General features: G+C 70.1%; 20 protein-coding genes. 3 read left to right on the top strand and 17 right to left on the bottom strand.

What is annotated here, in order from left to right:
* Positions 1 to 62 precede the first annotated feature (62 nt).
* Genes ACNQFN_RS20395 through ACNQFN_RS20370 form a run of 6 tightly spaced genes read right to left on the bottom strand, consistent with a single transcriptional unit; the run spans position 63 to position 9430 of the window.
* On the bottom strand, positions 63 to 5732 hold the full coding sequence (locus tag ACNQFN_RS20395) for an Hpt domain-containing protein (RefSeq protein WP_418647409.1): 5670 nt from the start codon (positions 5730 to 5732) through the stop codon (positions 63 to 65).
* A 34-nt stretch (positions 5733 to 5766) separates the two neighbouring features.
* A complete protein-coding gene (locus ACNQFN_RS20390) occupies positions 5767 to 7848 on the bottom strand; it encodes a methyl-accepting chemotaxis protein (RefSeq protein ID WP_068635331.1) in 2082 nt (693 codons plus the stop codon).
* 58 nt (positions 7849 to 7906) lie between these two features.
* Complete coding sequence (locus ACNQFN_RS20385; RefSeq protein ID WP_068635332.1) at positions 7907 to 8419, bottom strand: chemotaxis protein CheW; 513 nt, start codon at positions 8417 to 8419, stop codon at positions 7907 to 7909.
* A gap of 7 nt (positions 8420 to 8426) precedes the next feature.
* Entirely contained in the window at positions 8427 to 8792 is a 366-nt protein-coding gene (locus tag ACNQFN_RS20380; RefSeq protein WP_068635333.1) for a response regulator, read from the bottom strand.
* Positions 8793 to 8817: 25 nt separating this feature from the next.
* The gene (gene pilG, locus ACNQFN_RS20375; protein WP_068635334.1) at positions 8818 to 9207 is read right to left on the bottom strand and encodes a twitching motility response regulator PilG; all 390 of its coding nucleotides are present in this window, start codon (positions 9205 to 9207) and stop codon (positions 8818 to 8820) included.
* Between the two features lie 43 nt (positions 9208 to 9250).
* On the bottom strand, positions 9251 to 9430 hold the full coding sequence (locus tag ACNQFN_RS20370; protein WP_068635335.1) for a rubredoxin: 180 nt from the start codon (positions 9428 to 9430) through the stop codon (positions 9251 to 9253).
* Between the two features lie 86 nt (positions 9431 to 9516).
* Between ACNQFN_RS20370 and thiD the strand changes: the two genes are divergently transcribed.
* The 3 genes from thiD to hemL all read left to right on the top strand — a co-directional run bounded on the left by thiD (position 9517) and on the right by hemL (position 12443).
* Positions 9517 to 10374, top strand: coding sequence for a bifunctional hydroxymethylpyrimidine kinase/phosphomethylpyrimidine kinase (gene thiD / locus ACNQFN_RS20365; protein WP_174524504.1), 858 nt, complete (start codon positions 9517 to 9519; stop codon positions 10372 to 10374).
* Positions 10367 to 10999 carry a thiamine phosphate synthase gene (gene thiE / locus ACNQFN_RS20360; RefSeq protein WP_068635336.1) on the top strand — a complete coding sequence of 211 codons (633 nt, stop codon included), beginning with the start codon at positions 10367 to 10369 and terminating at the stop codon, positions 10997 to 10999. Before thiD ends, thiE begins: the two co-directional genes overlap by 8 nt.
* A 160-nt stretch (positions 11000 to 11159) precedes the next feature.
* Positions 11160 to 12443: a glutamate-1-semialdehyde 2,1-aminomutase gene (gene hemL, locus ACNQFN_RS20355; protein ID WP_068635337.1), complete on the top strand. Its 1284-nt coding sequence runs from the start codon at positions 11160 to 11162 to the stop codon at positions 12441 to 12443.
* Here hemL and ACNQFN_RS20350 read toward each other — a convergent pair.
* From ACNQFN_RS20350 to ACNQFN_RS20300, 11 genes are all read right to left on the bottom strand, one after another.
* Positions 12440 to 12856 carry a PAS domain S-box protein gene (locus tag ACNQFN_RS20350; RefSeq protein ID WP_068635338.1) on the bottom strand — a complete coding sequence of 139 codons (417 nt, stop codon included), beginning with the start codon at positions 12854 to 12856 and terminating at the stop codon, positions 12440 to 12442. The genes hemL and ACNQFN_RS20350 overlap by 4 nt on opposite strands.
* An 86-nt stretch (positions 12857 to 12942) precedes the next feature.
* Positions 12943 to 14385 carry a magnesium transporter gene (mgtE, locus tag ACNQFN_RS20345; RefSeq protein ID WP_068635339.1) on the bottom strand — a complete coding sequence of 481 codons (1443 nt, stop codon included), beginning with the start codon at positions 14383 to 14385 and terminating at the stop codon, positions 12943 to 12945.
* Positions 14386 to 14511: 126 nt separating this feature from the next.
* Positions 14512 to 15213 (bottom strand): monofunctional biosynthetic peptidoglycan transglycosylase, encoded by a 702-nt coding sequence (gene mtgA / locus ACNQFN_RS20340; protein WP_068635340.1) that lies wholly within the window; start codon positions 15211 to 15213, stop codon positions 14512 to 14514.
* A 7-nt stretch (positions 15214 to 15220) separates the two neighbouring features.
* A complete protein-coding gene (aroE, locus tag ACNQFN_RS20335; protein WP_068635341.1) occupies positions 15221 to 16054 on the bottom strand; it encodes a shikimate dehydrogenase in 834 nt (277 codons plus the stop codon).
* A gap of 10 nt (positions 16055 to 16064) precedes the next feature.
* Positions 16065 to 16955 (bottom strand): energy transducer TonB, encoded by an 891-nt coding sequence (locus ACNQFN_RS20330; RefSeq protein WP_068635342.1) that lies wholly within the window; start codon positions 16953 to 16955, stop codon positions 16065 to 16067.
* A gap of 9 nt (positions 16956 to 16964) precedes the next feature.
* Complete coding sequence (locus ACNQFN_RS20325) at positions 16965 to 18878, bottom strand: ribonuclease catalytic domain-containing protein (RefSeq protein WP_068635343.1); 1914 nt, start codon at positions 18876 to 18878, stop codon at positions 16965 to 16967.
* Positions 18879 to 18982: 104 nt separating this feature from the next.
* Entirely contained in the window at positions 18983 to 19849 is an 867-nt protein-coding gene (rarD, locus tag ACNQFN_RS20320; protein WP_418648941.1) for an EamA family transporter RarD, read from the bottom strand.
* A 144-nt stretch (positions 19850 to 19993) separates the two neighbouring features.
* On the bottom strand, positions 19994 to 20581 hold the full coding sequence (locus ACNQFN_RS20315) for a YqiA/YcfP family alpha/beta fold hydrolase (RefSeq protein WP_068635344.1): 588 nt from the start codon (positions 20579 to 20581) through the stop codon (positions 19994 to 19996).
* A 13-nt stretch (positions 20582 to 20594) separates the two neighbouring features.
* Positions 20595 to 21419, bottom strand: a complete 825-nt coding sequence (locus tag ACNQFN_RS20310; protein ID WP_068635345.1) for an undecaprenyl-diphosphate phosphatase — start codon at positions 21417 to 21419, stop codon at positions 20595 to 20597.
* 69 nt (positions 21420 to 21488) lie between these two features.
* A complete protein-coding gene (locus ACNQFN_RS20305) occupies positions 21489 to 21743 on the bottom strand; it encodes a YkgJ family cysteine cluster protein (RefSeq protein ID WP_068635346.1) in 255 nt (84 codons plus the stop codon).
* A gap of 1 nt (position 21744) precedes the next feature.
* Positions 21745 to 22266 (bottom strand): DUF2478 domain-containing protein, encoded by a 522-nt coding sequence (locus ACNQFN_RS20300; protein WP_418647408.1) that lies wholly within the window; start codon positions 22264 to 22266, stop codon positions 21745 to 21747.
* Between the last annotated feature and the right edge of the window lie 112 nt (positions 22267 to 22378).

The raw sequence follows: 22378 nt of genomic DNA, 5'->3' as shown, positions 1-22378 counted from the left end.
CACGACGGCGGGGCGTGCCGTGGGCTTCCGCCCGGCGCCACCGGGCGGAAGCCCACGAAACCTCAGGCGGTTTCGGCCTGCGCCTGCGTGTAGCCCGCCAGCAGCGCGAGCAGTTCCTCTTCCTGGTAGGGCTTGCCCAGGTAGTGGTTGGCGCCGATTTCCTCGGCGTAGCGGCGGTGCTTGTCGGCCAGGCGGGAGGTGATCATGATCACCGGCAGTGCGCGGGTGCGTTCGTCGGCGCGGAGGTTGCGGACCAGGTCGAAGCCGTCCATGCGCGGCATCTCGATGTCAGACAGCACGACGTCGGGCAGGATGTCGACCAGTTGCTCCAGCGCATCGACGCCGTCCTTGGCGGTGATCACGCGGTAGCCTTCGCGTTCCAGCAGGCGGCCGGTGACGCGGCGTACCGTCAGCGAGTCGTCGACCACCATCACCGTGGGCTGGCGCACCAGCGCGGGCGGGGCTTCGGTCCGGATGCCCGCTTCGCTCTCGTCGCTTTCGCCGCTCTCGCTGCCCAGGCTGCGGCTGGCGAGCGCCACCGGGTTCAGGATCAGCGCGATCTCGCCGTCGGCGAGGATCGTGGCACCGGCCATGCCGACGATGCGGGCGAGCTGCGGGCCGGCGTTCTTGACGACGATTTCCTGGTTGCCCTGCAGGCTGTCGACGTGCAGCGCCAGCGTCTGGGCGCCGGCGCGCAGCAGCAGCAGCCAGTTGTAGCGCTGCTCTTCCGGCCGGGAGTCGCGATCGCCGAGCAGGCGCGGCAGGTAGCGGTAGGCGTAGCGCTCGCCCTGCCAGTCGATGCCATGTTCGGCCTGCACGCGGCGCAGGGCGTCGGGCTTCAGCTCCATGGCCTGCGCCACCAGGTTCGACGGGATTGCCCAGGTACGGCCGCAGGCCTGCACCAGCAGGGCCTGCGTCACCGCCAGCGTCAGCGGCAGGTGGATGCGGACGCTGGTGCCCCGGCCGGCCTGGCTGCTGACGTCGATGCGGCCGCCGACCGCGGCGGTCTGCGACTTGACCACGTCCATGCCGACGCCGCGGCCGGACACTTCCGACACCTGCCGGGCGGTGCTGAAGCCGGACAGGAAGATCAGGTTGGTCAGGCGCCTGGCGTCGGGGTGCTCGTCGGCGCCGATCAGGCCGCCGGCGCGGGCGCGCTCGGCGATGCGCTCGAAGTCGAGGCCGCGGCCGTCGTCGCTGAGTTCGATGGCGATCTCGTTGCCTTCCTGGGTCGCGCTCAGCACGACCTGGCCGATCTCGGGCTTGCCCGCGTCGTGGCGTTGCTGCGGCGCCTCGATGCCGTGGGCGACGGCGTTGCGCAGCAGGTGTTCGAGCGGTGCCGCCATCTGTTCCAGCACGCTGCGGTCGATCTCGATGCGGCCGCCGCGGATGTCGAGCCTGGCGCGCTTGCCGAGCTCCTTCGCGCTCTGGCGCACGACGCGGTAGAGGCGGTCGGCGAGGCTGTCGAAAGGCAGCATGCGCACGCGCATCAGGCCTTGCTGCAGCTCGCGGGCGGTGCGCGCCTGGCTGCCGAGCGCGAGGTCGGCGCCGTCGAGGTCTTGCAGCAGGGTCTGCTGCACGGTCGTCACGTCGTTGACGCTCTCGGCCATCATCCGCGTCAGTTCCTGCAGGCGCGTGTAGCGGTCCATTTCCAGCGGATCGAATTCGCCGTGCTGCGATTCGGCCTGGGCGATGCGCGACTGCATCTGCACTTCGGCCTGGATCTCGACTTCGCGCAACTGGTTGCGCAGGCGGATGACGTTCTCGGTGAGATCGTGCAGCGAGCGGCGCAGCGTGCGCAGTTCGCCTTCGATGCGGGTGCGCGCGATGCCGATTTCGCCGGCCTGGTTGACGAAACGGTCGACCTGCTCCGCCCGCACGCGCAGCGTCGCCGCGGCGATGGGCTCGGCTTCGGCAGCGGGGGCGGGCGCAGGCGCGGCCGCTGCGCTCGCGGCGGTCGGGATGTCCGCCGCCGGCTGCGCCGGTGCGTCGGTCTGCAGGCCGGCGATGCCGTCGATCATCTGTTCGGCGGCATCGAGGCCGAGGGCCAGGTCGTCGGCCAGCGTCCGGGCGTCGGCCTTGTCGGCCAGGCCGTCTTCGAGGCGGGATTCGAGCTCGTGCAGATGGCTGCCGAGCGTCATCGCGCCGGCCATGCGCGCGCTGCCTTTCAGCGAATGCAGCAGGCGGGCGATGGTCGCGGGCGGCTGCGCGGCGCCGGGGACGGCCTGCCAGTCGCGCAGCGCGGCATGCAGCGTGCCGAACAGATCGGCGGCTTCCTCGAGGAAGATCGGCAGCAGTTGCGGGTCGAGTTCGTCCTGCGGCGGCGGCAGCAGGCTTGCCGCCGGCGTGTTGCGGGGTTCGGGCGCCGGGGCCGGTACCGGAACCGCTTCGGCAGCAGGCCCGGCGACATCGTCGGCTTTCGGCGCGGCGCGGGCATAACCGCATGCCTCCAGCTCGATCGCCAGGGCTTCCGCGCGGGCAGGCATCGTCTGCATGCCGATCTCGGCCAGCATCGTCCGCAGCATGCCGGCGGCGTCGCGGAGCAGGGCCAGTTCGTCGTCGGCCGTCGTCCTGCCCTGGTCGCGCAGGCGGCCAAGCGCACTTTCGAGTGCGCGCGCCAGTTCCCGCGGGGGCGGCAGTTGTGCCGTGCCCGAGATGCCGGCCAGGGTGTGGGCGGCGCGCAGTGCGGCCTCGCTCGGCGATTCCTCCGGGTGCCGCGAAAGCTGGGCGATTTCCTGCTCCAGCGTGGCGATGTGCTGCAGCGCCTCGGCCTGGTAGAGCGCGAACAGTGCGGGCGAGATGTCGACGTCGCCGATGCGGACGACATCGGCCGCAGGCTGGGGCGCGGCCTCGGTCGCAGAGGGCGCGGCCGAGGCCTCGAGCGGCGCCGTATCCTGCTGCGGCAGAAGATCGAGGGCTTCCGCGGCATCGGTTTCCGGCAGGCCGGCTGCGGACGCTGCGATCGCCATTGCCGGGGTGGCATCCGGCACAGCATCATCGCTGCCGGCTTCGGCTTCGGCTTCGGCTTCGGCTTCGGCTTCGGCTTCGGCTTCGGCTTCGGCTTCGGCTTCGGCTTCGGCTTCGGCTTCGGCTTCGGCTTCGGCTTCGGCTTCGGCTTCGGCTTCGGCTTCGGCTTCGGCTTCGGCTTCGGCTTCGGCTTCGGCTTCGGCTTCGGCTTCGGCTTCGGCCGTGTCTGCCGCTGGCAGCGGCAGGATTTCGCCGTCAGCCGACAGGTCGAGAGCGGGGAATTCGGGGCCGTCGTCCGCGGCGGCAAGGCCGTCGGGCCGGGGCGCTTCGATGTCCGCAGGTTCGACGATCGCCGTTTCGCCGTTGCGCAGGCGCTCGGCTTCGGCAAGCAGGGCCTGCGTGTCCGGGATGGCGCCGCTGCCGTCGCGGAGCACTTCGACCCAGGCCGAGAACACCTGGTGTGCCGCGTCGATGAGGTGCAGCACGGCGGGCGTCAGCGGCCAGTCGAGCTGCAGCCAGCGGTTCAGCGTCTGTTCCATGCCCCAGGCGGTTTCGCCCAGGGCGCTCAGCCCGACCATGCGGCCGCTGCCCTTGAGGGTGTGGAAGCCGCGCCGGATCGTGGTCAGGTGTTCGAGTTGCCGCGGCTCGCTGCGGGCGAGTTCGAGCTGCTCGCCGATGGTGGCGAGGACTTCGGTCGCTTCCTCGATGAAGATGCACAGCAGTTCCGCATCGATCTCGGCGTCGCTGCCGGGCAGCGAAGGGGGCGGGATGGCGGGGGCCGCCGCGGCCTCGAGCGGCGCGGGTTCGGGCGGCACCAGTGCTTCCAGTTCTTCGAGCGAGGCCTCGTCCAGCGTGCTGTCGGCGGCGAGGCCGGCAACTGCCGGCTGCGCTGCGCTGGCGGGGATCGCTTCGGCTGCCTGCTGCGCGGGCGAGGCAGGCGATGGGCCGGGCAGGCCGCTGCCGTCCGCTTGGGCCGCGCCGGCGGTGGATGGCGGCACGGCAGGCGCCTCGGTCGGCGGGGCCGGCTGCATCTCGATGGATGGCGGCGCCACGGCGTCGTCTTTCGTGTCCGTTTCCGGGCCTGAATCGGACGTGCGCCGATGTTCGGGGTCGAGCAGTTCGTCCAGCCTGGCGGTGCCGAGCGGCAGGGCTTCGAGATAGAAGCCGAGCGCCGACAGCTGATGAGCCAGGGTTTCGAAGGTGCCGAGGTCGGCCTCGGACGGGGCCTTGGCGAGGTGGGCGATGCGGGCGCCGGCGTCACGCACCAGTTCGAGCGCGCGGGTTTCGCCGAGCAGGCCCAGGGCACCGACGATCTGCTGCAGCGGCCGGTGAAGCTGGGCGAGCGGTTCGTGCCTGGCCTGGTTGCGGAAATAGTCGTCCAGCGCCTGTTCGACCTGGGCGAGGCTGGCGCGCATCTCGTGGCAGAGCTGGGCGAGCGCCTGCTTCTCCTGGTTTTCGCGGGCGCCGCCGAGGCCGGTGACGGCAAGGTCGGCGGCTGGTGTTTCGCCGCGCTGCAGGGCTTGCAGCCGTGCCAGGCGCTGGTCCATCTGCGCGGCCAGGCCGGTGTCCGGGATGTGCTCGCCGAAATCGGTTTCGAGCAGCAGCAGCGCAGTGGCGACTTCGAGCGCCAGCGCATCGGAGTGCTGCAGCGGGTCGCGGCGCAGCCACTGCGCCGTTTGCCGCAGGCCGTCGAGCAGGCCTTGCGTGGCCGGGCGGCCGAGCGGCCGAGCGGCGCGCGCGAGCGCGGCCAGTTTCTCGTCGAACGCGGCCAGGGCGATGGCGGTGCCGCCGCAGAATTCATCCCACTGCGCACGTACGCCGTCCAGCGCTTGCCGCAGGGTCCGGAGCAGCGGGCCGACGGGAATGTCGCTGACGGTGGCGCCATCCGGCGGCAGCAGGGCGTCGAGCTGCCAGCAGGCGCGCACCGCCTGTTGCTGGGGGGTGTTCGCCGGCATCGTCGCGACGCGGTAGAGGATGTCGCGCAACAGGCGGTCGGGTACGGTCGGGGTGCCGCCGAGCAGGCGGCGGAACTGTGCGTCGATCTGGGCGCACAGGCGCTTGAGCGGCGTGTCGATCCGCTGGCTGCCGTCGATCAGGCCGTCGTAGAAGGCCAGCGCGGCCCACCACAGGCTGCGCTGGGCCGGTGTCGGCTGCAGGACTTCGACGGTGGCGATGGCGTCGCGCATCACCTGTGCGCCCTTGCGTGCGTCGCCGCGCAGCCATTCGAGCAGGCCGCGTTCGAAGCGCGAGCGCGCATGGCGCAGTGCGGCCTGGGCAACGGTGGCATCGAGCGCGGGCGGCGCCTTTTCCCGCCGCGGCGGCCGGCGCGACAGGTCGGGGTGGAAGAGGTCGGCGGCACAAGGCAGCGGCAGGCCGCGGGCGGCGGCGATCTCCTCGTACAGAGGAGCCAGCCTGAGTGCCTGGTCGGCGGCGCCGTGGGCGATTTCCTCGAGATAGTTGCCCAGGCTGGCGACGGCGCGCGAGGCCAGCGACAGATGCCCGGGGTCGGTCGGGCATTCGCCGCGCGACATCTGGCCGAGGAACTGCTCGATGCCGTCGGCGAACTGGGTCGGGCCGTCGAGGCCGATGATGGACAGCGCGCCGCGGACCTGGTGCAGATGGGTCTGCGCGAACTGCAGGCGGGCGGCGGCGTCCTCGGCGCCGTGGGCTTCGGCCAGGGCGTCGGCGGCGCGCTGCAGCGCGGCGTCGATCTCGCCCTTGACCCAGGTCAGCGGCCCCAGATCCGTCTCGGTGGCTTGTGTCATGGCTTGCGTTCCGTGCTTGCCGCGGTGATGGGGCTCAGACCTTGAAGCCCGAGACCGAGCCCTTCAGTTCGACGGCGAGATCGGCGAGCTGGCCGATCGACACCGCGGTCTGCTGGGTGCCGAAAGTGGTCTGCTCGGTGACGGTGAGGATGTTCTTCATCGTCTCGGCGACGCGGCTGGCGGTGGCGGCCTGTTCCTGGGTGTCGGTCGAGATCCGCTCGATCAGGCGGGCGGCTTCGAGCGAGACTTGGTCGATCTCGGACAGTGCCTGGCCGGCGGCGTCGGACAGCTGGGTGCCGGCGACGACGTCGCGGGTGGCGTTTTCCATCGCGCCCACCGCGTCCTGGGTGTCGGTCTGGATGGTCTTGACGATCGCGGCGATCTGCTTGGTCGCTTCCGCCGAGCGTTCGGCCAGGCGCTGCACTTCTTCCGCGACGACGGTGAAGCCCCGGCCCGCTTCGCCGGCCGAGGCGGCCTGGATGGCGGCGTTGAGCGCGAGCACGTTGGTCTGCTCGGTGATGTCCGAAATCAGCTCGACGATCTCGCCGATCTCCTGCGAGGATTCGCCCAGGCGCTTGATGCGCTTCGAGGTTTCCTGGATCTGGCCACGGATGCCGTTCATGCCGCGGATGGTGTTTTCCACCGCGTTCGCGCCCTTGCGCGCGGCATCCAGCGAACGCCTCGCCACCTGCGCGGACTGCAGTGCGCGCTCGGACGAGTCGGTCATCGATTGCGCCATGCGCTGCACGGTGGCGCCGGCTTCCTCGATTTCGCGCGACTGGCGTTCGGTGGCGCCGAGCAGTTCGCGCGAGGTGCGCTGCGCGGCTTCGGTGGCCGAGGTCACGCGGGTGGCGGCGTCGTTGATGCGGCTGACCAGCACCGACAGCTCTTCGACGGTGTAATTGACCGAGTCGGCGATGGCGCCGGTGATGTCCTCGGTGACGGTGGCGCGCACGGTGAGGTCGCCGTCGGCGAGGTCGCCCATTTCGTTCATCAGCCGCAGGATGGCCTGCTGGGTGAGGTTGCGCTCGTTCTCGGCGTCCTGGCGCTGCTGCTCGGCGGCGGCGCGGCGCCGGGCCATGTCGCTGCGGTAGGCGCGGGCCATCGCCAGCAGCGCCAGCACGCTGGCGAGCGCGCTGGCGGCGATCAGGGCGTGGAGCAAGCCGAGGCCGCCGTGGGCCTGCTTGAGCCCCTCGGTCAGTTCGGTGCTGCGGGCGAGCAGTGGCACCGAGTCGCCGAAGATGCGGCTGCCGGCCTGCTTGGCCTGCACGGATTTCTGGATGTTGCCGAGGATCTCGCCGGCGGCTTCGAAGGTGGGCGTGGCCGCGGCGGCGAGCGCGGCGACGCTGTCGCGCAGCTCGCCGTCGCCGGCGAGCTGCGCGAGCGCGTCGATCTCGCTGCGCAGGGTTTCGATGTCGCGGCCGAGGACGAAGGCGACTTCCGGCTCGATGCTGTCGCCCACCAGCAGGGCGTTGGCATTCTTGGCGATGCGCTGGCTCAGCATCATGCTGCGGCTGGCCGGGCCTGCCGCGGCGCCGTCGGCGCCGAGCTGGCGAGCGATCCTTTCGCTCTGCTCCAGCAGCGCGGCGTCATCCTTGGTGATCGTGGCGACGGCGCTGCCGAGCGTGACCAGGCTCTGGCGCTGCGACAGCAACTGGGCGGCGTTGCGCTCGGTGCCCTGCCAGGCGGCGCTCAGCGCTTCGACCTGCGGGCGGAGCGAGGCCGTCACCGGCGGAATGCTGGTGGCGTCGATGCTGCCGCCCTGTTCGAGCGCCTGCAGCAGCGTGGCGAAGCGGTCGCGGCTGCTGCCGAGTTCGGCGAAGGCAGCGTTGTCGCCGCGCAGCGCGAGCTGGGCCGACTTGGCGATACGCTGCGACAGCATCTGGATTTCGCTCGAGGCGCTGATCTGCAGCGTGGCGTTGGCCGATTCGCGCTGCTGGAACACCACCAGGCCGGCGGTGGCGAGGGCGAAGATGCCGAACAGGATGCCGTAGTTGCGCATCCCCGTCGTGCCGGCCGGCGGCTGCTCCGCCTTGCGGGCCGGCGGCGACTCCATGATGGTCGCGCTGTCGTTGTCTGCGGAGGCCGTTTTCTTGCCGAAGAGTTTCAATGCCATGTTGCGTGCTCCACCATGTGCGTGGGGTAAGCGGGAGTCGGGCGGAAGGCCGGAGGATTCATTCGACCGAGGCGTCCAGGAAGCGGGGGGCTGCCAGCAGTCTGGCGGCGTCGAGCTGCAGCCAGGGATGGCCCCGGGCGTCGCGCAGGCGCTTGCCGACCCAGGGGCGCGCGTCGCCAGCGCCAGGGTCGGCCTCGAAATCGTCGGCGCTGCGCAGGCCGGCCGACGCCGTCACCAGCAGCGCACTGTGGATGCCGAGCCGGGTGCCCGCCAGCAGCAGGCGCGAGCGCCCGCCGAGGGGTGTCGGCGCCTGGCCGTGGAAGCTGGCCAGGTCCACGACGCCGTACAGCGTGCCGCGCACATTGGCCAGGCCGCGGTACCAGGGCTGCGTCAGCGGTACCGCGGCCAGCGGCGGCGGCGGCAGGATCTCGCCGGCCTCGGCGAGGTCGATCAGCCAGTTCTCGCTGCCCGCCTGGAAGCCGAGCAGGCCGCGGCGGTCGGCCGTGCGGGCTTCGGCGAGGCGGCGGGCGAGGCGTTCCTGGAATTCGCGCAGGCTGCTTCGTCTGGCCATGGCCGCCTCAGCCGATGGCCCGGATGCGGGCGAGCAGTTCGTCGTGGTCGACCGGCTTGACCAGGTAGGCCAGGGCACCCTGGCGCATGCCCCAGATCTTGTCGGTCTCCTGGCCCTTGCTGGTGCACAGGATGATCGGGATGCTGCGCGTGCTCTCGTGGCGCGAGATGGTGCGGGTGGCCTGGTAGCCGTTCATGCCGGGCATGACGACGTCCATCAGGATCAGATCGGGCTTGTCGGCCTTGCTGCGCTCCACGGCCTGTTCGCCGGATTCGGCGGTCAGGACCTTGTAGCCCTCGCGGGACAGCAGCTCCTGCAGGGCCAGGCGTTCGGTGGGGGAGTCGTCCACCACGAGAATCGTGCTGATCGGCATTGTCGAAGTCCTGCGGAAAAGGGATTCAGCGCGCCGCGTCACGGCGGGCGTGGGTCGAGACGGCCTTGAGCAGGCTGTCCTTGGTGAAAGGTTTGGTGAGGTATTCGTCCGAGCCCACCATGCGGCCGCGGGCGCGATCGAACAGGCCGTCGCGGGACGACAGCATGATCACCGGGGTGGAAGTCAGGCGCGCGTTCTTCTTGATCAGCGCGCAGGTCTGGTAGCCGTCCAGCCGGGGCATCATGATGTCGACGAAGATCACGTCTGGCTTGTGGTCGGTGATCTTGGCCAGGGCGTCGAAGCCGTCTTCGGCGAGCAGGACTTCGCATCCGGCCTGGCCGAGGAAGATTTCGGCGCTGCGGCGGATGGTGTTGCTGTCGTCGATGACCATGACTTTCAGTCCGGCAATGTCCATTCAAGTCATCCTTGGTTGTTCATCGTGCCGAGGGGCCGGGGGCTCAGATCTCGATCAGTTCGAAATCGTCCTTGCCGGCCTGGCAGTCGGGGCAGGTCCAGTCGGCCGGAATGTCCTCCCAGCGGGTGCCGGGCGGGATGCCTTCGTCCGGCAGGCCCGCGGCTTCGTCGTAGATGAAGCCGCAGATCCGGCACATCCAGGTCTTGTAAGCAGTGTCGGCCATGGTTCGACCCAGGTTGAGGCTGAGGGTAAAATCAGGCGCATCTTAACCCATTCCTAAATGCCGCTTCCGTGGCGGACTTCTCACCCATGCCGATTGAAATTCCGGACTTGCCGCCGGCCGTGCTGTGTTTCGGTGCGGGAGATGCGACGGCCGGCAGCGGCCTCGCGGCCGACGTGCTGACCCTGTCGAGCATGGGATGCCACCCCCTGCCGGTGCAGACCGCGGCCCTTTTGCGGGATACGCGCAGCGCCGACGAAATATGGCCGCAGGATGTCGAGATCGTCGTCGCGCAGGCGCGTGCGGTGCTCGAGGACATCCCGGTCGAAGGCTTCAAGCTCGGCTTCTGCGGCAGCGTCGACAATGCCCTCGCCATCGCCGAGGTACTGTCCGACTACCCCGGCCTGCCGCTGGTGGTCGAGCCGGCGCTGTATGCCGCCGGCGACCTGGGCGAGGCCGGCGACGAAATGGCCGCGGCGCTGGCCGACCTGGTGCTGCCGCAGACCACGCTGCTGGTGGTCGGCCGGCACGAGCTGTGCCGCCTGGCCGGCGTCGCCGATGGCGGCGACGACAGCGACGAACTGCCGGGGCTCGACGATGCCATCGAACGGGTGCTCGACTGCGGCACCGAATACATCCTGTTGACCGGCGGCGGCGAGCACGCGCCCGAGGTCGTCAATCGCCTGCTCGGGCAAGAAGGTAGCTTGCGCACCGACGTCTGGCCGCGTCTCGGCGGGCGCTTCCTCGGCGCCGGCACCACGCTGGCGGCCGCCGCTGCGGCGGCGCTGGCGCACGGCATGGCCCTGCCCGAGGCGGTGCGCGAAGCGCAGGAGTTCACCCAGCAGGCGCTGCGCCATGCCTACCGGGCCGGCATGGGACGGGCGTTGCCCGACCGTTTCTTCTGGGCGCGCGGCAAGAGCGGCAACGATGGAGAGGGCGATGAGTGAGAGCATGGCCTTGCGCGGCCTGTATGCGGTGACGCCCGACGAAACCGACGACGAGCGGCTCGTCGCCCTGGCCGCGCAGGTGCTGGCCGGCCGGCCGGCACTGCTGCAATACCGCAACAAGCTCGCCGCAGCGGCGCAGCGGCGCACGCAGGCCGCGGCGCTGCGGGAGCTGTGCCGTGCGGCGGGCGTGCCGTTGATCATCAACGACGATCTCGCGCTGGCGCTCGAAGTCGGTGCCGACGGCGTCCATCTCGGCCGCGACGACGGCGATCCCGCCGCCGCCCGGCGGGCGCTCGGCAGCGGCTGCATTCTGGGCGTGACCTGCTACGCCGACCTGTCGCGCGCCCGCGCCGGCGCTGCCGCCGGCGTGGACTACGTCGCTTTCGGCGCCATGTTCCCGTCCTCCACCAAGCCTTCCGCGCCGCCCGCGCCGTTCTCGCTGCTCGGCCAGGCGAAGGCGGAGCTGGGCTTGCCGGTGGCGGCGATCGGCGGCATCACGCTGGGCAACGCCGCCGCAGTGGTCGCCGCCGGCGCGGACCTGATCGCGGTGATCGGCGACGTATTCGCGGCGCCCGACCCGGCGGCGCGGGCCGCCGCCTACCGGGCCTTGTTCGTCTCGCCCTGATTTTCGGCGCCGCTCGCCCGCTGCTCGCCTTTTCTGCCGTCGCCGCGCCGGTGCGCGAAGCCGCGGCAAGGGAGGGCGTTCTTGATCCGTGTGGTGGACCGGGGGGGCTGTGGGCGCGACAATGGCGCCTTTCCGAATGCAGTCCAGGATAGATCGCACCATGACCAGTCGTAACGAAACCCTCTTCCAGCGTGCCCAGCAGACCATTCCCGGCGGCGTCAATTCGCCGGTCCGTGCCTTCCGCTCGGTCGGCGGCACGCCGCGCTTCCTCGAACGGGCGGAGGGCGCGCGCGTATGGGATGCCGACGGCAAGGCCTACATCGACTACGTCGGCTCCTGGGGGCCGGCCATCGCCGGCCACGCCCACCCGGCGATCGTCGAGGCGGTGCGCGAGGCGGCGCTGAAAGGCCTGTCCTTCGGCGCGCCGACCGAAGGCGAGATCGAGATGGCCGAACTGATCTGTGCGCTGCTGCCTTCGGTCGACATGGTGCGCCTGGTCAGTTCCGGCACCGAGGCGACGATGAGCGCGATCCGCCTCGCGCGCGGCTTCACCGGCCGCGACGCGATCGTCAAGTTCGAGGGCTGCTACCATGGCCATGCCGACAGCCTGCTGGTGAAGGCCGGCTCGGGCCTGCTGACTTTCGGCAACCCGTCCTCGGGCGGCGTGCCGGCCGACTTCGCCAAGCACACCATCGTGCTCGACTTCAACGACCTGCAGCAGGTCGAGGATGTGTTCAAGGCCCGCGGCGGCGAGATCGCTGCCGTCATCGTCGAGCCGGTGGCCGGCAACATGAACCTGATCAAGCCCCGCCCCGGCTTCCTCGAAGGCCTGCGCCGGGTGTGCACGCAGTATGGCGCGGTGCTGATCTTCGACGAGGTCATGACCGGCTTCCGCGTCGGCCCGCAGGGCGTGCAAGGCCTGTACGGCATCACGCCCGACCTGACCACGCTGGGCAAGGTGATCGGCGGCGGCATGCCGGTAGGGGCCTTCGGCGGCCGCCGCGACATCATGGAAAAGATCGCGCCGCTGGGCGCGGTGTACCAGGCCGGCACGCTGTCGGGCAGCCCGGTGGCGGTGGCGGCGGGCCTGGTGTCGCTGAAGCTGACGCGCGAGCCGGGTTTCTACGAGGGCCTGACGGCCAGCGCCAGGCGCCTGGCCGATGGCTTGAGCGCTGCGGCGCGGGCGGCGGGCGTGACGTTCAGCGCCGATTCGGTCGGCGGCATGTTCGGCGTGTATTTCGCCGACAAGGTGCCGGCTTCCTTCGCCGAAGTGATGGCGGCGGACAAGGATCGCTTCAGCCGTTTCTTCCACGCCATGCTGGACGCCGGCCACTATTTCGCGCCGTCCGCCTTCGAAGCCGGCTTCGTGTCGGCCGCGCACGGCGAGGCCGAGATCGACGCGACCGTGGCGACGGCGCGCGAGGTGTTCGCGGCGCTGGCTTAGGAAGCCGCGCGCCGGGCGAGCTCCAGTTCACGGCGGGCGGTGCCGTCGCGGGCCACCGCCACCGAGCCGAGCACGCCCGTTGCCGGATCGGCGACGACGGCGAAGCTCATTTCCACGTAGATCGTTTCGCCCGCCTGGTTCTGTGCGCGGGTCAGCATCGCGCGGCGGCCGAGGCGGGTGGCGCCGTTCGCCAGTGCGCGGTCGAAGCCGGTCCAGTGCGCCGCGCGCAGCCGTTCCGGGATGATCAGGTCCAGGCTCTGGCCGATGGCTGCGGCGGCCGGAAAGCCGAACAGCGCCTCGGCGGCGCTGTTCCAGACGCGGATGATGCCGTTGCGGTCGGCATAGATCAGGGCGTCCGCCATCTGCCCGGTGATCAGGCGGTGGAGGCCGGCGGGATTCGGATCGTCATTCATGGCGGGTCGAGCTCCTGTTCGCTGCGGGCGGGACACCTCCCGCAGGGGATTGCTCCCGATGGGGCCGCGCTGGCGGGCATGGCCGCTCAGAGCAGGAACAGCGTCGCCAGCCCCAGGAAAATGAAGAAACCGCCCGAATCGGTGAGCGCGGTGATCATCACCGAGCCGCCGATCGCCGGGTCGGCGCCCAGACGCTGGCGCAGCATCGGGATCAGAACGCCGGCGCTGGCTGCCAGCAGCAGGTTCAGCGTCATCGCGCCGGTCATCACGGCGCCCAGCGAAACGCTATCGTACAGCCACCATGCCAGCAGGCCCAGCAGCCCGCCCCATACTACGCCGTTGATCAGCGCCACGCCCAGTTCCTTCTTCAGCAGGCGCTGCATGGCGGACTGCTCGACCTGGCCCATCGCGATCGCGCGCACGATCATCGTCGTCGTCTGGTTGCCCGAATTGCCGCCGATGCCGGCGACGATCGGCATCAGCGTGGCCAGCGCCACCAGCTTCTCGATCGAATCCTCGAACAGGCCGATCACGCGCGAGGCGACGAAGGCCGTGACCAGGTTGATCGCCAGCCAGGCCCAGCGGTTCTTCACCGAATCCCACACCGAGGCGAAGATGTCCTCCTCTTCGCGCAGGCCGGCATTGCTCAGGATTTCCGCCTCGGACTCCTCGCGGATGTAGTCGACCACGTCGGCCACGGTCAGGCGGCCGATCACGCGCTTCTCGCCATCGACAACCGGTGCGGAAACCAGGTCGTAGCGCTCGAAAGCCTGGGCGGCGTCGTCGGCCTCGTCTTCGGGGGTGAAGCTGATCACCGTTTCAGAGCGCATCACTTCGGCGACCTCCAGCTCCGGGTCGCTGATCAGCAGCGTCTCGAGGGTCAGGATGCCCTTCAGGTGGTCTTCGCGATCGACGACGAAGAGCTTGTCGGTGTGGTCGGGCAGGTCGTCGAAGCGGCGCAGGTAGCGCAGCACGACTTCGAGGCTGACGTCCTCGCGCACCGTCACCATGTCGAAGTCCATCAGTGCGCCGACCGAGTCCTCGGGATAGGACATCGCCGTGCGCAGCTGCTCGCGGCCTTCGGTGTCGAGCGACTGGAAGACGTCCTGGATGACTTCCGGCGGCAGGTCGGGCGCGAGGTCGGCGAGTTCGTCGGCGTCGAGCGATTCGGCGGCGGCCTTCAGCTCTTCGGGCGCCATCGTCTCGATCAGCGATTCGCGCACCGCGTCCGAGACTTCGAGCAGGATCTCGCCGTTGCGCTCGGCCTTGACCAGATCCCAGACGTAGAGGCGCTCCTCCAGCGGCAGCGCCTCCAGGATGTAGGCGATGTCGGCGTTGTGCAGTTCGTCCAGCTTGGTCTGCAGCGCGGCTTCGTGCTGCTTGTGCACCAGCGTCTCGACCAGTTCGTGGCGCGGCATGTCCTGGCGGTGGACGAGGTCTTCGACGACTTTCTGGCGTGCGAGCAGCTCCTGCACTTCGCGCAGGTGCTGCTGGACGTCGTCGGGATGGAGTTCCTCTTCCTGCGTCATGGGGGGCTGCCGGCTGGGGGGACGGAACCCTGGATTCTACGGGCTTGATGTGACGCTTGCGACCCTTGTACACCGTCGCGTGGAAAATTTGCTGCATTGCAACGAATGGCGGCGAGGGAATGCCGCTCAGGGGACTTGCGAGGCCTGCATGCGGCGTTGGATGCGGTTGGCGTGGGCGGCCAGGCGGGGGCCGTAGTTGTGCTCGTAGCGCCGGGGGTTGGGCAGCATCACCGCCAGCCGGGCGGCCTGCGCCGGCCCCAGGTTCGCCGCCGAGGTGCCGTAGTAGCGTTGCGCTGCCGCTTCGGCGCCGAAGATGCCGTTGCCCCATTCGACCACGTTCAGGTAGACCTCGAGGATGCGGCGCTTGTCCCAGGTGGTCTCGATCATCACCGTCAGCACGGCTTCCTGGCCCTTGCGCAGCCAGCTCTTCGATGGCGACAGGAACAGGTTCTTGGCGAGCTGCTGGGAGATCGTCGAGCCGCCGGCAGCGAGGCGGCCGCGCTGCTCGTTCCTTTCCAGCGCACGCTGGATGCCCGTCCAGTCGAAGCCGCCATGGTCCAGGAAGCGGTCGTCCTCGGCGGCGACCACGGCGCGCTTCAGGTGGATGGAAATGCGTTCGTAATCGACCCACTGGTGGCGCAGCGTGGCTTCGGGATCGGATTCGCGCAGTTCGGCCAGCCGCATGCGCATGAAGCTGGTGCTGCCCGGATCGAAGCGGCTCCACCAGATGACCTGGGTCAACAGCACGAGTTGCCAGAACAGCAACAGCAGCGCGAGCACGAGCAGCCCGCGCCAGAGCACTCCGAGCCAGCCGGGCCGGGTGGGCATGCCGGTTTCAGCCGGCGCCGAGCCGGCGCCGCAGCTCGGCGAGGACGGTGGCGCCGTCCGGGCGCAGGCCGCGCCACAGCGTGAAGCTTTCGGCCGCCTGCTCGACCAGCATGCCCAAGCCGTCGGCCACGCCTGCGGCGCCGTCGGCACGGGCTGCGGCCATGAACGGCGTGTCGCCGCGGCCGTACATCATGTCGTAGGCCAAGGCACCGTCGGCATACAGGCCGGGCGGCAGCGGCGGCGCTTCGTCGGCCAGGCTGGCGGCGGTGGCGTTGATGACGAGATCGAAACGCCGGCCGGCCAGTTCGTCGAAGCCGCAGGCGGACAGCCGTGTCGCTGCCGCGTTGGGCAGGAAGGCGGCGGCGAGCGCTTCGGCCTTGGCGAGCGTGCGGTTGGCGATCGTCAGCGCCGCCGGGCCCGCGGCCAGCAGCGGCAGCAGCGCACCGCGTGCGGCGCCGCCCGCACCCAGCAGCAGCACTTGCCGGCCCGTGAGCGTGCAGCCGAGGTTGGCCGTCAGGTCGCGCACCAGGCCGGCGCCGTCGGTGTTGTCGCCGAGGATGCCGTCGTCGCCGAAGGCCAGCGTATTGACTGCGCCGGCGGCCTGCGCGCGCGCCGTGAGGCGGTCGGCGAGGGCGAAGGCCTCGAGCTTGAAGGGCACGGTCACGTTCATGCCGCGGCCGCCGCCGTCGCGAAAGGCCTGCACCGTGGCGGCGAAGCCGTCGAGCGGTGCCAGGATGGCCTCGTAGCTCATGTCCTGCCCGGTCTGGCGGGCGAAGGCGGCGTGGATCTGCGGCGACTTGCTGTGGGCGATCGGATGGCCGATGACGGCGTAGCGGTCCATGGCGGATGTCTCAGTTGGCGCGAACCTGATTGTTGTTGGTGAAGGTCCAGGTGCGGGTGATTTCGATGATGTCCGTATCCCGGCGGATGTCGGGCGGGAAGGGGGCGTAGGGGGCGGCCATCCGCACGATGCGCACGGCGGCGTCATCCAGCAGCCTGTGCCCGGAGCTGCGATTGACGACGACTTCCTCGACGCTGCCGTCGGCCTTGATCGACACCCTCAGCAGCAGGCTGCCGTAGAGGCGGCCGCGTGCGGCTTCCGGATAGTTCAGCGTGCCGACGCGCTCGACCTTCAGGCGCCAGTCCTCGACGTACTGGGCGAAACGGTATTCCCTGGCCTTGGAGCCGATGCTGGTCCTGCGCGGGCGCTTGGCGATTTCGTCCAGCTTGCGGTCGATCTCCGCTTCGAGGCGGGCGATCGCGGCGGCGCTGTCGAGCAGATCCAGGCCGCTGGGCTGCGGTGCCGGGGCGGGCTGTTCGGCCTTGGCCGGCGCGGCAGCGACCTTGGCGGGGGATTTCTCGCGGGTGATGACCTGCTTCTGCTCGCGCACCGGTTCCTGCGTGCGCTGCTTGGCTTCGACCAGGGCGTCGCCTTCGCGCTGCGCCGGCTGGGGCGGCAGCGGCGAGGTGGGGCGGGCTTCCTGTTCAGAGGTGCCGCCGGCATCGACGTTGGCCTGCGCCAGCACGTCGGCTTTTTCCGGCGCCCGGGCATGGCGGGCGTTGACCAGCACCACGGCCAGCCCCGGATCCCTGGCCGCCGGCTTGGCGTCCGGCATGCGGAACTGCAGGCTCAGCAGCAGGGCGTGCACCGCCAGCGAAACGGCGAAGGCCCCGGCCAGCAGGCGATTGCCCTTGCGCAGGGCGGCGGCCGTTGGTGTGCGAGCGCTGAGGGCCTGTGCCATCGCCGGGGCTCAGAGCGGGCCGAAGGCGTCCGCGGTCTGGCTTTCGTCCTGCTGCTCGGGTTCGGCCAGGGTGCGCAGGAAGCGCGCGTCGACCTCGATATCGAGCAGGTCGGTGCCCTCCACCACCAGCCGTACCTGGCTGCCCGGCAGTTGCAGCGGCATCGACGGCACCCGGAACACCAGCGGAATTTCGTTCAGGCGTACGACGTTCTCGCGCAGCACCGTGGCGTCGACTTCGCCGCGGCCGTGCTGGCGCAGCCAGCGCAGGCACCAGTAGCGCTCCATGCCGCGCTGGAATTCGGCGTATTCGGCATAGGTCAGCTCGAAGTCGCGCAGCGCCGCCATCAGGTCGGCCGACTTCGGCGCGAAGGCCGGCTCGGTGCCCTGCAGCACGGCAATGATCTGCCACTGGTTGACCAGGTCGACGTAGCGCCGCAGCGGCGAGCTGGACCAGGCGTAGCACTCCACGCCCAGCCCTTCGTGCGGCGCCGCGACGGTGGTCATGCGCACCTTGCCGCCGCCCTGGGCGCGGTACAGGCCGGGCACGCCGGCTTCGTCGAGCAGGCGGCCCCAGGTGACGTTGGCATGGATCATCAACTCGGCGACCAGCTTGTCCATCGGCGAGCCGCGCAGGCGCCGGCCGATGCTGACGAAGCCGGGGCCGTCGGCGGTGTCCTGGTTCCAGTCCACGCTGAAGCCGAAGTCGATGCGGTCCTCGTTGCCGCCGGCCTTGCCGCGGCCGGCTTCGAGCACCGTTGCCAGATCCCACAGCAGCGTCAGCTCGCGCTTCCACGGAAAGTCCGGGCCGTCGCCGTGCACGGTGTCGTCGTTGAACAGCGGCTCGATGTCGTGATGGCGCAGGTTGGCGACGATGGGCACCATCTCGACCCGGCTTTCCTCGCCGACGATGGCGAGGCCGGGGGTGATGTCGAGGTACAGCGACACTGCCGGGCAGTCGCGGCCTTCGCTCAGCGTGAAGGTCTGCACCACTTCGTCGGGCAGCATGGTGATCTTGCCGCCGGGCATGTAGACGGTCGACAGGCGGCGGCGGGCGACGGCGTCGAGCTCGGTGCCGCGGGCGAAGCCCAGCGCCGGCGCGGCGATGTGGATGCCGATGCGCCAGCCGCCTTCGGCACGCGGCACGACCGAGAAGGCGTCGTCGATCTCGGTGGTCGAGGCGTCGTCGATCGAGAACGCGGCGACCTCGGCGCGCGGCAGCCCGGCCGGCAGCACCGCCGGGGCGAAGGCGGGGAAATCGGCGCCGTCGGGGAAATGCTCGAACAGGAAGCGTTTGTAGTGGAAGTCGTAGCTCGAGCCCAGCGCGCCGCACTTGAGCAGCAGGCGTGCGGCCGACAGCCCGGTATCGACGCAGGCGGCTTCCAGCGCCTTGATCTCGTTGCGGTTGCGGTCGGGGCGGTACAGCGCCTGCGGCAGCAGCGCCGCCAGCTCGGGCGGCAGCCGGCCCTCGACCAGTTCGGCGCGCATGTGCTCGATCAGCGCGGCCTGCTGGCGCTTCTTCTCCAGGCCGGCGAGCGCCGCCTGCAGGATCTCGGCCGGTGCCTTGCGGAAGCGCCCCTTGCCCTTGCGATGGAACCAGATCGGCGCCGAATGCAGGCGCAGCAGGAGGGTGGCGGCTTCGACCGCGCTGGGCGGATGGCCCTGGTATTCGGCGGCGAAATCGGCGAAGGCGAACTCGTCGTCGCCGCACACTTCCCACAGGAACTCGATGTCGAGCTCCTCGGCGCCGGCTTCGGCGCGGCTCAGCAGGTCGGCGGGCCCGGGCTCGCGGAATTCGAGCAGCACGTTGGCACGCTTGAGCTTCACCCGCTTGCCGTGGGTGTTCTCGACCTGCAGCGTGGCTTGGTTGTCGGCGAGGATCGTGCCGGCCTTGAAGGCCCCGTCCTCTTCATACAGCACGAACATCGGCATCCGCCTGAAAAAAGCAAGCTGCGTAGTTTACTGGATTCGGGCGGCTTGCCCTAAAGCCGTGTCGACCGCCGTGCGGCGCGGCGGTTGCACGGGGGACGTCAGCGCGGCCGGCGCGCGGCGCGCACCATGTCCACCGAATAGACCGCGAGCGCGGTCCAGATCAGCAGGAAGCCGATCAACTGGCCGGCATCGAAAGGCTCGCGGAAGATCCTGATCGCGATGATGAAGCCGAGGCTGGGGGCGAGGTATTGCATGAAGCCGATGGTCGCCAGCGGCAGGCGGCGCGCACCGGCGGTGAACAGCATCAGCGGCAGCGCGGTGATGATGCCGCTCAGGGGCAGCAGCCAGTCGGCGGCGGCGCCGCTGCCGAAGCCGAGCGTGCCGCCGGCATGCATCCAGGCCAGGCCGGCGAGCGCCAGCGGCGCGACCAGCAGCGTTTCGATGAACAGCCCGCTGACGGCTTCGATCGGCGCGCGTTTGCGCAGCAGGCCGTACAGGCCGAAGGTGCCGGCCAGATAGAGCGAGATCCACGGCAGGCTGCCGAGCTGCCACACCCGCCAGGCTACGCCGGCGATCGCGATCGCCACCGCGACGCGCTGCAGCGGGCGCAGGCGCTCGCCGAGGATGGCGGCGCCGAGGGCGATGCTGACCAGCGGGTTGATGAAGTAGCCGAGCGTGGCTTCGAGCAGGCGGCCGGCGTCGATCGACCAGATGAACACCAGCCAGTTGCTGCCGGTGAGCAGCGCGGTGAGCGCCAGCAGGCCGAGCAGGCGCGGCTGGCGGCAGACTTCGCGGACGCGCGCGAAGCCGCCGGTGAAGGGCAGGAAGGCGAGCAGGCCGGCAAGGAAGGCCAGCGACCACAGGATGCGGTGGGCGACGATCTCGAAGGGCGGGATGCTGCCGACGGCCCTGAAGTACAGCGGCGACAGGCCCCAGATGGAGAATGCAGCCAGCGCGGCCAGCATGCCGCGGCGCCGTTCGGCCTGCTCGATGGCGGAGGTGTTCATGGGTGCCGGAAGGGGGAAGAGGGCGCCGGGCGTTCGTACGAAAATCAGGCGGGGCGTTGTGCGACAGCAGTCAGGGTGCGCGCCGGTACGGTGAAGCCGTGATCAGCGCGGGGCGCCGCCGAGGCCGGCGAAGTCGATGACGGCGTCGAGGTAGTCGTTCCAGCGCGAGAAGCCGTGGTCGCCGCCTTCGAGCACCGTCTGGCGGGCGCCGGCGTATTTCTCCACCGCATGGCGGTAGTCGAGCACTTCGTCGCCGGTTTCGGCGAGCAGCCAGTAGCGCTCGGGCCGGGTGATGGCGGGCACTTCGAGCGCGCGTAGTTCGTCGATGTGGCCGTGGGTGAATTCGAAGCGCTCGCCGGTGTAGAGGTTGTCCTGGATGCCGACGTAGGCCTCCAGCGACAGCGGCGCGACCACTGCCGGATTGACCAGCACCGCGCGCAGGCCGTGGCGTTCGGCGAGCCAGGTGGCGTAGTAGCCGCCGAGCGAGCTGCCGGCCACGGTCGGTGTCAGGCCGGCCGCCCGGGCGCGCTCGATGGCGCTTTCGGCCAGCGCGATCGCCGCGCGCGGCGACACCGGCAACTGCTCGCACCAGAAGTACTCGCCGAGTCCGCATTCGATCATGCGCGCCTTCAGCGCCCGGGCCTTGATCGAGGCCGGTGCCGAGCGGAAGCCGTGCAGGTAGACGATCATCACGCTGTCTCCGTCAGATTTCCGACCATTCCACCCAGCCGAAATACCAGGTCGCCAGCACGAACAGGCCGAAGGCGATGCGGTACCAGGCGAAGGCGATGAAAGTGTGGTTGGAGATGAACTTGATGAAGCTCTTCACCGCCCACATGCCGGCGACGAAGGAGGCGACGAAGCCGACCGCGAACACCGGCAGGTCTTCCAGCCGCAGCAGGTCCCAGTTCTTGTACAGGTCGTAGGCGGTGGCGGCGAACATCGTCGGGATGGCGAGGAAGAAGGAGAACTCCGCCGCCGTCTTGCGCGACAGGCCGAAGACCACGCCGCCCATGATGGTCGCGCCCGAGCGCGAAGTGCCGGGGATCATCGCCAGCGCCTGGGCGAAGCCGACCTTGAGGGCGTCGCCCCAGCCCATCTCGTCCACGTCGTTGATGCGCGGATGGTAGGCGCGCTTTTCCACGTAGAGGATGATCAGGCCGCCGACCACCAGCGCGGTGGCGACCGTGATCGGGTTGAACAGCAGGCCCTTGATCGTGGAATGGAACATCAGGCCGAGCACCGCGGCCGGCAGGAAGGCGATGAACAGCATGCCGACGAAGCGCTGCGCGGCCGGCTCCGTGGGCAGGCCGACGGCGACCTTGATCAGGCGTTCGCGATAGTCCCAGCACACGGCGAGGATCGCGGCCAGCTGGATGACGATCTTGAACACCTTGCTGGTGTCGTCGTTGTAGCCGAGCAGGTCGCCGACGATGATCAGGTGGCCGGTGGACGACACCGGCAGGAATTCGGTGAGGCCTTCGACGATGCCGAGGATGAGCGCGACGAGGAGAAGAGGGAGATCCATGCGGCTGCGGGAGGGGCTGGGGAGGGAGCGCGCGATTATACCGCCGGGAATGTTGCAGTGCGGCCGGGGTCACGGCGATGTCATCGCTTCGAGGCGGTCGAGAAAGCGCAGTGCATGCGCCCGGCCGTTGCCGCACATCTCGAGCGATGGCTGCAGGCTGCCGCATACCGCGGGGCGGCGCGGGTCGCCGAACAGGCGGCAGCGGTCGTCGCCGTCGAGCTGGATGCAGCGCATGCCGGCGGGCTTGCCGTTTTCCATGCCGGGAATCGGCGACGTGATCGATGGCGCGATGCAGCAGGCAGCGCAGCCGGCGCGGCACTGCACCTCAGGCTCCGGCCCGCACGGCGTCCCACCACGCCAGGATGTCGTCGAGCGCGGGCTTCAGGCGGGTGTATTCGCCGCCGGTGAAAGCCGCCCATTCGTCGAGGAAGCGCTCTCCCACCGCGGTCAGCAGGGGCACGCCGGCGAGCATGGTTTCGCCGACCTCGTCGCGCAGGCCGGCGCCCGACACTTCCTGCGCAGCGAACTTGTTGATGACGATGAGCTGGGCGCCGCGGCCGAGTGCGCCGCGCACCGCGACCGCGCCGCGCGCCAGCGCATCGGGGTCGAGGCGGCAGGATGCCGAATTGCTGTTGTCCGGCTCCAGCGTCAGCGGGATGCGCTCGCCGGTCTCGAGATTCTCGAGCTCCATGCCACAGGACGTGGCATGGGCGTCGGCGATGTCGTGCTGCAGCACGCCGCCCAGCTTCACGCCGCGCGAGGCGAGGCGGCGGACCGCTTCGGCGAGCAGCAGCTCGATGTTGTCGGTGGGAGCATAGACGATGGCGGCGAGCGGACGGGCGGTCATGGTCGGCACGGAGGCTGAAGGCGAACGGAAACCCCGCCATTGTCGCACCGCCGTGCCCGCAGGGGGCGATGCGGGGGATAATGCGCGGCCTGATGAAAACGACCGTCCATCC

Source organism: Thauera butanivorans (assembly GCF_048398245.1).
GTDB classification, from domain to species: domain Bacteria; phylum Pseudomonadota; class Gammaproteobacteria; order Burkholderiales; family Rhodocyclaceae; genus Thauera; species Thauera butanivorans.
Note: the sequence above shows the minus strand (reverse complement) of the source record. Positions and strands in the feature narration are given on the sequence as shown.